This window comes from Streptomyces sp. NPDC046203 (genome assembly GCF_040646255.1).
GTDB lineage: Bacteria > Actinomycetota > Actinomycetes > Streptomycetales > Streptomycetaceae > Streptomyces.
Genome location: NZ_JBEYZX010000007.1, coordinates 218,310 through 229,622 on the forward strand (window position 1 = coordinate 218,310; position 11,313 = coordinate 229,622).

Here is an 11,313-nt window from a genome sequence, read left to right on the forward strand (position 1 = left end):
CGCCGACGACCCGGACCCGTAGGGGCCGCCACGTGAGGGGCGGTCCGTACGGGTCCGGGTCGCGTCGGGGTCCGGGGAGGGTGCTCCCGGAGGGGGGTGGGGGAGGGCGCTGGGCGCTCCGGAAGCCGGGAAGTGCCCCGGGGAAGAGCCCTGAGTAAGGGCCCCGGGACTCAGCCGGTCTCCGGCCCCGCTCCCTCGCCCTCGTCGACCGGGCGGATCACCACCGGGTGGTCCGGAGCACCGGCCGGCTGCGGACACCGGGCGACCCGGGCCGCGATCTCGGTGACCCGCTCCAGGCTCGCGCAGTCCAGCACCCAGTACCCGGCGATCACCTCCATCGTCGTCCCGTAGGGTTCTCCTGGACGACGGGGCGGCCCTCGGAGTCCGCCGTGACGAACCGGGTACGGGCCGGCTCGACCAGCCCCCGCGCCTCCACGAGCTCGCCGCTGTCCCGGAGGTCGTCGTTGATCGCGTTCATGTACGCGAACATCGCCCGCAGCTCCGGCTCGCTCCAGGCCGGGCCGTGCCCTGAGGAATGCCCCTTCATCGCGTCGTAGTCGGCCTGGGCGCCCTGCACCATCACCAGGTACTTCATGAGCTTCTCCCGCTTCCGTTCTCCGCTCCCGCTCCCGCTCCGGTTCCCGGCCCCGGCGGGGCGTCGGACCGCCGGGAAGGCTCCCTCACAGGAGACGGCAGAGCCCGGCGCCGCCGCCCGGCGCTTGGTCCGAACCCCCGCGGGACGCCACCCGAAAGGGGTGGACGAGGGGTGTCCCGAGGGGCCCGAGCTGCTTCCCGGGAGGACCTATGGCCCCTGATACCCGGCCCCTGACTTCTGCCCCTGACAGGGGTTTCCCGGGCGGGATCCTCCGTAGGGGGCGCGCAGCGGGGCGCCCGTGGGGGCCGTGCTCAGCCGCCGGACAGTTCCTTCTCCAGCGGGGTACGGAAACGCGGGGTGACCCGAACCGCGTCGAGCCGCCCGGCCAGGCGTGCCGCCTCCGCCTCCACCGCCCGTACGAGAGCCTTCCGGTCACGTTCGCGGCCACGATCACGGTCATGTTCGTGTCCGGTCCCGTCGCCACCCGCACTCGCACCCGCACCCGGCAGTAGCCGCCACGCGATCTCGCCGTCCGGGCGCTGCGCCCAGCCGCCCACGATCCGGCCGTTCCACCACACCGTCGGCCCGATGTTCCCGCTCCGGTCGAAGAGCGACGGACGATGGGCCGGGTCCAGATACCAGTCGCGGTCCTGCCAGCCCATCGCCGTCGGATCGAGCGCCGGGAGCAGCGCCGCCCACGGCTCGGCCGGGGATGGCACGGGATCGAGGTCGTCGGGCAGGACGAACCCGGGCGCCGGCCGACCGGCCCCGGCCCCCGTACCCCCGTCCCCGCCGAGCGCCCCGCCGAGGGTCACCCATACGGCGCCGAGCGCGCTCAGGGCCCGCCGTACCTCCGTCAGGGTCCACCCCGTCCACCACTTCAAATCGGCTTCCGTCGCCGGTCCGTACGCGGCCAGCCAGTGCCGTACGAGTTCCGCGCGGGCCTCGGCGGGCGGCGGGACGGGGACCGGAATGCCCGTGCCCGCGCCCGTACCGGTCTCGGGGGCGTCCGGGGCGGGCGACCATCGGAACCGGTTCGACGTCCAGCCGCCCTGCGGCCGTCCCCGGACGATCAGCCCCCGCATCCCGAGTATCCGCAGGACCCGGGTGCCGACGGTCTGCGGCCCTTCCTGGCGGGTGCCGACCCCGTACACGTACGTCGCTCTCAACCTCGGTACCGCAGCGCCGAGTTCAACCCCGGTCGCCTCGCCGCGCGCGGTCAGTTCGGCGAGGACCAGGCGTTCGGTCTCGGCGAGCCATGCCTCGTCGTAGTCGCTGCCCTCCGCCAACTGCCTGACGAGCCGGGCGCGTTCGCGGACACCAGCGGCCTCGGCGGAGGAGGAGTGCACGGCGGCGGCGAGTTGTGAGGGCACGACGAAGACGGTGTGCCGCATGCCGTGCATCCGCACCAGCGTCCGCTCCCCGTACAGCGCCCGTTCGGTGTCCGCGACCGGATCCGGGCCGCCGTCCGCCAGCCGCGCGCCGATCGCCAGGAACACCGTCGCCGGATCCGTGCCGTGCAGCGCCACCAGCGACGCCGCGACCTCCTCCGCCGCCGTCGCCCGTGCGCCGACGGCCAGCCGGTGCCGCGTCGCGAGCCGCGCCCGGCGCTCCTCGGCGCCGATCAGCCTCTGTTCGCCCATGCCGGTTTTCTATCGCGGGTCAGGGAGCCCGTAGGGGATCCCGGAGAGGAAATCCCTGATCGCGGCGTGCAGTACCCCCGGCTGCTCCAGATGCGGATCGTGTCCCGCGTCCGGGATGCCGACCCCGTGCAGCCGCGCGGGCTGCCGCTCGGCCATTCCGTCGTACTGCTCGGTGGACACGATCCCGCGCCGGCCGAGCACCGCGAGGACGGGTACGCCGATCGCGGCCCACTCCTCCCAGCGGTCGCGCCCGGAGTTCTCGGCGAGCGCGGCGGCCAGCAGGGCGGTGTGGCCGCCGTACGACTGGCCGATCAACACCGGCCGATGCAGGCCGAGTCGGTCGATCACGGCGAGGATGTCGGCGACGTACGCCTCCCGGGTCACGTCCCGAGGGCGCCGCTCGCTCGCACCGTGGCCGCGCTGGTCCAGGACGACGACCCGGTGGCCGCCGGGGGCCTCCGGCGGGCGATCCCGTCCCACTCGCCGGCGTGCCCGACGAGCCCGTGCAGCAGAAGCAGCGGCGCGCGCCCGGAGTGCTTCCGGGGGTCGTCGTGGTGGGGGCCTCCGGGGTCTCGTCGGGGTATTCGTCAGGGGTCTCGTCAGGGTGGTGGCGGTGCCAGTCGCGGAGGGAGAGCCGTACCCCGTCGCGTATCAGGGTGCGTTCGAGGTCCTGGGGTTCATGCGGTCTCCCGGGGCGTCGGGGCGTCGGGGCGTCGGGACGGCGGGGCCGCCGGTCCGGTTAGCTGTTGCGGTAGTGGGCGACGAGGGCGTTGGCGTGACCGTGGCCCAGACCGTGCTCGGTCTTCAGCCACTTCACCAGCTCCATGTGCTTGACCAGCGGGGAGGCTTCGATCAGCGCCAGCCATTCGGTGACGGGGCGCCCGTACTTCTTCTCGATGGCGGGGAAGTAGCTGGCGGGGTTCGGGGCGGTGGCGGCGGCCATGAGGGACCTCTTTCCGGGGGCGTTCGCGGTGACGTGGGGGTGGTCAGTGGCGCTCGGCGGTAGTCGGTGGTGCTCGTACCGAAAGGCTCGACCGACAGGACAGACCGCCACCTCTTCGGAAACTCATCGGTGGGGCGAAGATTCTTTCGATGAGCTGTCGACGCCCCGTCATATGCCCGCCCGAAAGCGCGTGTCGTGCGGATTTGCGGTGCCCGGCCCGTACCGCCTCCTAGGCTCGGCGCGTGACCGAGAACGAGATCAAACTCAAGGCCATCGCCGCACTGACGGCCTTGCGCGGCGGGGTCGACGAGAGCCTGGTCTCGGACCTGCTGGGGGAGGTGATCCCGGGGCAGTTCGCGGTGCCGTCGGGGGCGAGTGCCGAGGAGGTCGGCATGGCGGTCCTCGCCCAGCTCTCGGAGCCGCTGAGCGCGCTCGTCAACGGCTTCATCGTGGCGTTCGACGCGGTGGCCGACGCCCATGACTCCGCCGGGGCGGACCCGGACACCGAGCACATCCTCCAGGAGCTGGCACTGCGGCTGGCGAGCGACAACTTCGAGTGACCGTCCGCCCGGTGAGGGGAAGCGGAGGAATCGGGTCAAGGGCTGTCCGGCCCCTCGGCGGGGGACCACTCGGGGACGGCTACCCCAGGAAAAAGGGCAGGCCATCCGCGTCGGGCTGGCGTACCGTCACGTCTCGATTTCCCGATCTTGGCCGGATCACCCACCCTGACGACGGAGTCACCTTGTCGATACGCCTCACCCCGCTCGCCGATCCCGAACGCACGGCGCTCGGTCACCGCCTCGCCTGGCTGGCGACCGGATCCGACGGAACCCCGCTGGGGCACGCGTTCCTGCGCCTCCTCACCAAGCAGGGCCAGCGGCACCTCGCCGAGGTGGACGTACGGGTCCACCCGACCGAACGCCGCAACGGCGCCGGATCGCTCCTGCTCGGCGCCGCCGTCGAGGCCGCCCGCGAGGACGGGCGGCGCAGTCTGGTCGCGCAGGCGGAGGCCGGATCGCCGGGTGCGGCGTTCCTCGCCGCCCGGGAGTTCGGGGTGGCGCTGCGACTGACATATGCCCGGCTCGCGCTGGCCGACGCCGACCTGCCGGTGCTGACGGCGCTCACCGAACGGGCGCACCCCGGCTACCGGCTGGTGGAGTGGACGGGCCTCGTGCCGGACGAACTGGCCGACAGTTACGTGGCGTCGCGCCGGGCCATGGACGACATGCCGATGGGGACGGTCGACTACGGCCGGGTGGTCTGGGACCGCGAGCGGGTACGGGCGGCGGTGGCCGCGGTCGCCGGGCGCGGCGAGGTGCTGCACACGGTGGCGGCGGTGGCCGAGGCGGACGGCTCCGTCGCCGGGTTCACGGAGCTGGTGACCCCGGGCAACGGCACCGGCGACGGCCTGCACTACGGGACGGCCGTCCTGCCCGAGCACCGCGGGCACGGTCTCGCCCGCTGGATGAAGGCGGCTTCGATCGTGCGGGCCCGCGAGCGGCAGCCGGGCCTTGCCGGGCTCGTCACGGACACGGCCGACAACAACCCGTACATGCGTCGGGTCAACGACAGTCTCGGGTATCTGCCGACTCACGAGGCGCACGAGTTCCAGCGTGCGCTGTGAGGTGGTGAGGTGGTGAGGCGGTGAGATGGTGAACGGGTGGCTTGGAGCCGGGGGTCACCCCTAAGGGTGATCGCCGGTGTGCCTGCGGGAAGGGGCCCGGTGCGGCCTCCGAGGATGCGTCCATGCGCCTTTCCCCCTCCGGATTCCGCCCTGGTTCCCGCCCCCGATTTCTCCCCTGTTCCGGCTCGCCGTCCCCGCGCCGCCGGGCCCTGCTGACCGCCGTCGCGCCGTTCGTGGCGGCCGTCGCGGTGCTGACCACCGGCGTCTCGGCCACGGCCGCCGCCGCGGAGGCGTGCGGCTCGATCATCACCGCCCCGCTCGCCCGCCCGGTCCCGGCGAACGACCCCTGCCCCAGCACCGACCCGGTGGTGTGCCGGATCCGCGTCATGCCGATGGACGAGAAGGTCGAGGCCCAGCGCGTCCGCATCCGCTACCACCACCTCCTGGAGGACATGCACCGCACCGAGGCCGACATGCGGGCCGGCGGTTCCTCCGAGGAGGAGATCGCGCGCGAACTGGTCGACATGCGCAACCAGGCCAAGGAGATCACCCGCGCCGGCATGACCCCCTCCGAGGTCCGCATCCTCGAGGAGCGCAACCAGGCCAAGTACGGCAACCCGCTGGGCCCGACCGCCGACCAGCTCTACGCCAAGTACGGCTCCTGGGAACTGGTTTCCGACGCCGCCATGCGCACCAGCTTTGCCGTCGACCGCGAACTGAGCCTGGAATACCGCCCCTGCCCGGTCTGACCGACTCTGCCGGGCCGGGAGGCAATGCCCGATCCGACCCGCCCGTGTCTGCTCCGACCGCCCGCCGGTCGGCCCGACTGCCCTGCCCTGCCCGGTCCGACCGGCGGGGCAGGGCAGGGGCGATGTCAGTGGCCGCTCCTAGCCTGCGGCCATGAGCATGATCGGCGAGTACTTCCGTGTGACAGCCGCCCAGTTGGACCGAGCGATCGAGGACCCGGACTGGGCGCTCGCATACATCGAGGACACCTTCGACGCCGAGGAGTCGGCGGACTCCATGGGCGGGGAGGACGGGCCTCCGCCGGCCGGGGCCCGCCATTTCTCCACGGACAAGGCGTGGCACCTGCTCGACTTCCTGCTGAGGCGCGTGGACTTCCCCGTCGACGTCGTCCACGGGGAAAACCCCCTCGGCGACGCCGGCGACTGGGGATACGGGCCGCCGTGCCACCTCCCGGTGGACCGGGTCCGGCTCGCCGCCGAGGCGCTGAGCGGTCTGACGTACGACCGGCTGCTCGACGGAGTCGACCCGCGCGACCTGACGGCGGCGGAGATCTATCCGCTGGGCTGGGAGGACTCCGCCTCCCTCGACTGGGCCAGGGACTGGTTCGCCGGCCTGACCACGTACTTCGAGGCCGCCGCACGGGACGGCCACGCGGTCGTCGTCTGGCTGGACTGACGGCGGCACCGACCTGCCTCGCGGTGGCGTCGGGGCGGTCGACGGGCTACGTCGGCGGCCGGGTCGCCGTGACGACGTAGTAGTCGAGGATCCGCTCCTTGTACGCGCGCAGGAAGTTGCGGGGCCAGGTGTCCGGGGCCCACCACCGGGCGAGCCACTGGTCCCAGCCCGGCCAGACGTCCGGGCCGATCGACTCGACCCGTACCCCCGCGAGTCCCGCCGCGGTGAACGCGTCGGCGAGGGCCCGTACCGGCCGGGCGATGTCGAGGCCGTTGGCGTACGTCTCCAGCAACCGGGCCGGCTGCTCGGTCCGGCCGGGCGCGTCGTCCACGGTGAAGAAACTGGTGACGGCCACCCGTCCGCCCGGCCGCAGCACCCGCGCCGTCTCCGCCGCGAAGGCCTCCAGGTCGGGGAAGTGCTGGGCGGCCTCGACGCTGATGAGCGCGTCGAATCCGCCGTCCCGTACCGGCATGTGCTCCGCCGCCCCCTGCACGAACCGCAGCCGCTCCCGCTCCGCCGGGGACAGGCCGGCCTGGGCGCGGCGCGCCCGTTCCAGCTGGTCCGGGTGGATGTCCAGGCCGGTGATCGCGGCGGGCCCGTACTCCCGCAGAGCGATCGCGCACCCCATGCCGAGGCCGCAGCCCACGTCGAGGATCCTCGGGTGCCGCGGCAGCCCGGCGGACGTCAGGGTGTCCAGGACGTGCCGGTAGAGGTCCTCCTGGCTGCGGACCCGTTCGGCCTCGCCCACCGGGCGGTCCAGGTCGATCGCCCGCCAGTAGCCGAAGTTGATGAAACCTCCGGCGAAGATCGGCTCCCGGCTCAGATCGACCGGACCGTACGTCTCCCGCACCATGGGCCGCATACCGCCGTCCGCCACCATGCCTGCCGTACCTCCCGAGAATCCGGCCCGCGCGCGTGCGCGCCGACGCATTCGTCTGGCTGTCTGAAGAACTACCCGCGCGGCGGACCGGTAACGGCCGGGGGCGCCGCCAGGAACCGGCCCGCCACCTGGCCCACCCCCACCCCCCCGGACCGTCGCGGATCCCGGCTCGCTCAGCCCACGTGCGGAGTGCCGAGGTAGGGGAAGCCGGGGAGCAGGTCGGTGTGGGGGCCGATGTGGTCGGTGGGGACCTTGCCGGCGGTCAGCATGGTGAGGCGGGCGGAGGTGACGTCGTCGGTGAGGGTGCGGCCGTTGGGGTAGGCGGCGGGGGCGGCACGGTCGTAGCGGAGGACGTCCGGCAGGACCGTGCGCAGGGCCTCCTCGGCCGCCGGACGGTCGTATTCGCCGAAGTGTTCGAGAACGGCGGCCCACGGCTCGCGGTAGGTGGCCCAGTCGTCGGCGGGCTCGCCCGCGTTGTAGGAGTCCTTGGTGTCCTCGGCGTTGAAGTAGGCGGTCAGGGACGGGTGCGCGCCCCGGTCGACGGACATCAGCCGCCCGTCCTGGCGCAGGCTCACCCGGCCCCAGACGCCGATGACGGGGTTCGTGCCGAGTTCGGCGTCCGGCATTTCCAGGACGAGGGCGAAGACGTTCTTGTCCGCGCCCCAGTCCACGCCGGTCCACTGGAACTTGGCGACGATGCCGTCCAGATCGGCGAAGAACGGGTCGCTGCGGAATCCGGCGAAGAGGGCGTACGGGCCGGACTCCGCCTGCACGGGCTCGGCGTTGAAGACGACCGGCACGTTCTCGAAGATCTTCTCTCCGGCCGCTTCGTGGGCCCGGGCCTCGTCGCCGGTGGCGCGGTACACGGTGACCGTCTGCCCGCCGTCGGCGGAAGGAGCGGAGAAGACGAAGCTGAACGCGATGTCGGAGCGGTGATCGCCGTCGGTGTCGACGTTGATGCGGTAGACCGCGTCCGGGTGGAACGCCGTGCCGCCGGTCGGGGCGACCGGATTGACGTTGAGGATCAGTACGGTCCGGTCGCCGGGCGCCGCGAAGGCGAACAGGTCCGTCATGTCGAGCCGGGCGTCGTTCATGGGGGAGCGGAGGTTGGGCCCGCTGAGGTGGTGGGACATGCCCCCAGCAATAGCGGCCCGGTTCCGGTCGGCCGGGCGGCACCACGCGTGCCCGCCGCCAAGTCGCTCGTCCGGCGCACACCGGCCGGGGGCCGCGCAGACCGCCGAGGGCGGCGGGCACGGTCGGGAGGAGAGAGGCCGGCGAGGGCCGTTGCTGTGCGGGAGTAGATCGCGGTGGGGCTTCGGTTACTTGCCTGACGTGGGGCCGTACCACTGGAGTGCCTGCCCGGTGACAGCCGCGATGCACTCGAAGTCGCGATCGCGATGCAGCAAGGTGAGTCCCTGTAGTTCGGCTGTCGCTGCCACTACCAGGTCCACGGCTCCCGCGCTGCGGTGCAGACCGCGATCGGTGAGCGCTTCCTGCACCTGCCAGGCGCGGGTGTAGGCGCGATCGTCGACCGGAACCCAGCCGAAGATCATTCGCATGTCCTCGATTCCCTGAGCCCTGTCACGGGATGAATGAGCGCTGTAGAAGAACTCGAGCTCAGTGATTGGGACAGGTGGCGATGAGCCCTGCCGCAGCAGCCTGGTCCCATCCGTGCTGTTCCGCATCACTGCGCAAGAACCGGGCGAGTGCGCTGGTGTCGATGAGGAACTGGGCTGCGTTCATCGACGGTAGTTGCTCTTGTCCTCGAAGAGGTCCAGATCGAAGGCGCCCTTGGCGGCCGTGGCGCGCAGCCGTGTGAGCGCGAGCGCTCGCCGCCGGTTCTCCAGTACCTCGCGGAGGGCGGTGTTGACGGTTTCTTTCTTCGTGCCGGTGCCGAGTGCTTTGGCCACATCTGCCAGCAGGTCGTCATCGAGATCGATCACCGTGCGACTCATGGTGCACCTCCTCGTATATCAATGATGGAGGAAGGTATATCCCCCTTGATTCGAGGGTGCGAGGGTCACGAGAAGCAGGGAGCCGTCGCGCCCCGGTTGTTTTTTCGGGACGTCCGGGAAAGGGGCGAGGGGCGCCGCCATGTGCGCCGGTCCGTCCGTCCGTCCTCAACGGGCGGTAGCCGGGAATCGAGAGCAGAGCCGCGACCGGATCCGAGGCCGTCAACGTCGAAGGGCCCCACTGCAAGCAGTGGGGCCCTTCGACTTAGTGCCCGGTGAGGCACTTGGCGGAGGATACGAGATTCGAACTCGTGAGGGGTTGCCCCCAACACGCTTTCCAAGCGTGCGCCCTAGGCCACTAGGCGAATCCTCCGGGGCAAACATTACATGACCGGGGAGGGTGCTCGCGACCATGATCGATTCGGGGGTGGGTGGGGGTGGCGGAGCGTGGAGGAGCGCGGGGGAGTGGGGGACGGGCGGGGTTCGGGATCGGGTACTCTGGGCGGAGCCCCTCACGTGGCGCTATCTGACTGAACTCCCCCAGGGCCGGAAGGCAGCAAGGGTAGGTCGGCTCTGGCGGGTGCGTGGGGGGCGCTTACGTTTCCGGGGCGGCCGGGCACAGCCAGGCGGTCGCGGTGGCTGAGGCACCCGGGGCACCTGGGGCGGACGGGGCAGTCGGGACGGCCGCGACCGCCCAGGCGATCGGGATGACCGCCACACCCGTCGCATCTGTTGCACCCAAGACAGTCGGCGCGGCCAAGCCCGCCACGAACCCCGCGGCAGACGTCGAACCCCGCGACAGTCACGCGACCCCCGCATCGGCCCGCCCGGTGATCGCCGTTCCCGGGTTGTCGGCGGGCGCCTATAACCTCGTATACGTGTCGTCTCTCGCGCTGTACCGCCGCTACCGCCCCGAGTCCTTCGCCGAGGTCATCGGGCAGGAGCATGTCACCGACCCGCTGCAGCAGGCGCTGCGGAACAACCGGGTCAATCACGCGTACCTGTTCAGCGGGCCGCGCGGCTGCGGAAAGACGACCAGTGCGCGCATCCTCGCGCGGTGTCTGAACTGTGAGCAGGGCCCCACCCCCACGCCCTGCGGCGAGTGCCAGTCCTGCCGTGACCTGGCCCGCAACGGCCCGGGCTCGATCGACGTCATCGAGATCGACGCCGCGTCGCACGGTGGTGTGGACGACGCCCGTGACCTGCGCGAGAAGGCGTTCTTCGGGCCTGCGTCGAGCCGGTACAAGATCTACATCATCGACGAGGCCCACATGGTCACCTCGGCGGGCTTCAACGCCCTGCTGAAGGTGGTCGAGGAGCCGCCGGAGCACCTCAAGTTCATCTTCGCGACGACGGAGCCCGAGAAGGTCATCGGGACCATCCGCTCGCGCACCCACCACTACCCCTTCCGGCTCGTGCCGCCCGGCACCCTGCGGGACTACCTGGGCGAGGTCTGCGGCCGTGAGGGCATTCCCGTCGAGGACGGGGTGCTGCCGCTGGTCGTACGGGCCGGAGCCGGTTCGGTACGTGACTCGATGTCCGTCATGGACCAGCTGCTCGCCGGCGCCACCGAGGACGGTGTGACGTACGCCATGGCGACGTCCCTGCTCGGCTACACGGACGGTTCGCTGCTCGACTCGGTCGTGGACGCGTTCGCGTCCGGTGACGGCGCCGCCGCCTTCGAGGTCGTGGACCGGGTGATCGAGGGCGGCAACGACCCGCGCCGGTTCGTCGCCGACCTGCTGGAGCGGCTGCGCGACCTGGTGATCCTCGCCGCGGTCCCGGACGCCGCCGAGAAGGGCCTGATCGACGCGCCCGTCGACGTCATCGAGCGGATGCAGGCGCAGGCGTCGGTGTTCGGCGGCGCCGAGCTGAGCCGGGCCGCCGACCTCGTCAACGCCGGGCTGACCGAGATGCGCGGCGCCACCTCGCCGCGACTCCAGCTGGAACTGATCTGCGCGCGCGTGCTGCTGCCCGCCGCCTTCGACGACGAGCGGTCGCTCCAGGCACGGCTCGACCGGCTGGAGCGCGGCATGGCCGCCGCGCCGCCCGCCGCCGTGTTCACGCCCGCCCCGGTCGCGCCGCAGATGGGGTACGTGCCCGGGCCGGAGGCCCACGTTCCGCCACCCGCCCCGGCCCCCGCGCCCCCGCAGGCCCAGACCCCGGCCCCCGCCGCGCTCGCCCCCCAGCCCGCGCCCCCCGGCGACAGTTCCAGCGTGAACCCCACATGCGCCGGGATCTCCCCCCGGATCAG

The 11,313-nt window shown here is 72.1% G+C and carries 11 protein-coding genes, 1 tRNA gene, 1 other RNA gene and 2 pseudogenes; 6 read left to right on the plus strand and 9 right to left on the minus strand.

Annotated features, from left to right (window positions below; translation table 11 throughout):
• Positions 1-170: 170 nt before the first annotated feature.
• The 4 genes and pseudogenes from ABZ990_RS08965 to ABZ990_RS08980 all read right to left on the minus strand — a co-directional run bounded on the left by ABZ990_RS08965 (position 171) and on the right by ABZ990_RS08980 (position 3,181).
• Positions 171-595: pseudogene (locus ABZ990_RS08965) on the minus strand (YciI family protein).
• A 311-nt stretch (positions 596-906) separates the two neighbouring features.
• Positions 907-2,238, minus strand: a complete 1,332-nt coding sequence (locus ABZ990_RS08970; RefSeq protein WP_361227511.1) for a winged helix DNA-binding domain-containing protein — start codon at positions 2,236-2,238, stop codon at positions 907-909.
• Positions 2,239-2,247: 9 nt separating this feature from the next.
• Positions 2,248-2,718 (minus strand): alpha/beta hydrolase, encoded by a 471-nt coding sequence (locus ABZ990_RS08975; RefSeq protein ID WP_361227514.1) that lies wholly within the window; start codon positions 2,716-2,718, stop codon positions 2,248-2,250.
• Between the two features lie 259 nt (positions 2,719-2,977).
• Positions 2,978-3,181, minus strand: coding sequence for a DUF4287 domain-containing protein (locus ABZ990_RS08980; RefSeq protein WP_361227517.1), 204 nt, complete (start codon positions 3,179-3,181; stop codon positions 2,978-2,980).
• A gap of 242 nt (positions 3,182-3,423) precedes the next feature.
• Between ABZ990_RS08980 and ABZ990_RS08985 the strand changes: the two genes are divergently transcribed.
• The 4 genes from ABZ990_RS08985 to ABZ990_RS09000 all read left to right on the plus strand — a co-directional run bounded on the left by ABZ990_RS08985 (position 3,424) and on the right by ABZ990_RS09000 (position 6,227).
• Entirely contained in the window at positions 3,424-3,741 is a 318-nt protein-coding gene (locus ABZ990_RS08985) for a hypothetical protein (RefSeq protein ID WP_361227520.1), read from the plus strand.
• A 182-nt stretch (positions 3,742-3,923) separates the two neighbouring features.
• Positions 3,924-4,805 (plus strand): GNAT family N-acetyltransferase, encoded by an 882-nt coding sequence (locus tag ABZ990_RS08990; RefSeq protein WP_361227522.1) that lies wholly within the window; start codon positions 3,924-3,926, stop codon positions 4,803-4,805.
• 122 nt (positions 4,806-4,927) lie between these two features.
• Positions 4,928-5,554 (plus strand): hypothetical protein, encoded by a 627-nt coding sequence (locus ABZ990_RS08995; RefSeq protein ID WP_361227525.1) that lies wholly within the window; start codon positions 4,928-4,930, stop codon positions 5,552-5,554.
• 151 nt (positions 5,555-5,705) lie between these two features.
• Positions 5,706-6,227, plus strand: a complete 522-nt coding sequence (locus tag ABZ990_RS09000; protein ID WP_361227528.1) for a YfbM family protein — start codon at positions 5,706-5,708, stop codon at positions 6,225-6,227.
• A 46-nt stretch (positions 6,228-6,273) separates the two neighbouring features.
• Here the strand turns inward: ABZ990_RS09000 and ABZ990_RS09005 are convergent, their stop codons facing one another.
• From ABZ990_RS09005 to ABZ990_RS09025, 5 genes and pseudogenes are all read right to left on the minus strand, one after another.
• A complete protein-coding gene (locus ABZ990_RS09005; RefSeq protein WP_361227531.1) occupies positions 6,274-7,107 on the minus strand; it encodes a methyltransferase domain-containing protein in 834 nt (277 codons plus the stop codon).
• Between the two features lie 173 nt (positions 7,108-7,280).
• Positions 7,281-8,240: a DUF4331 family protein gene (locus ABZ990_RS09010; RefSeq protein WP_361227534.1), complete on the minus strand. Its 960-nt coding sequence runs from the start codon at positions 8,238-8,240 to the stop codon at positions 7,281-7,283.
• A 186-nt stretch (positions 8,241-8,426) separates the two neighbouring features.
• Positions 8,427-8,850, minus strand: a pseudogene (locus ABZ990_RS09015) (PIN domain nuclease).
• Positions 8,847-9,062: a type II toxin-antitoxin system VapB family antitoxin gene (locus tag ABZ990_RS09020; protein WP_361227537.1), complete on the minus strand. Its 216-nt coding sequence runs from the start codon at positions 9,060-9,062 to the stop codon at positions 8,847-8,849. Before ABZ990_RS09020 ends, ABZ990_RS09015 begins: the two are co-directional and overlap by 4 nt.
• 282 nt (positions 9,063-9,344) lie before the next feature.
• Positions 9,345-9,432, minus strand: a tRNA-Ser gene (locus ABZ990_RS09025).
• Between the two features lie 130 nt (positions 9,433-9,562).
• Here ABZ990_RS09025 and ffs point away from each other — a divergent pair.
• Positions 9,563-9,661, plus strand: an RNA gene (gene ffs, locus ABZ990_RS09030) — signal recognition particle sRNA small type.
• A gap of 276 nt (positions 9,662-9,937) precedes the next feature.
• The coding region (locus tag ABZ990_RS09035) for a DNA polymerase III subunit gamma and tau (protein ID WP_361227540.1) at positions 9,938-11,313 on the plus strand (1,376 nt) is incomplete at its 3' end.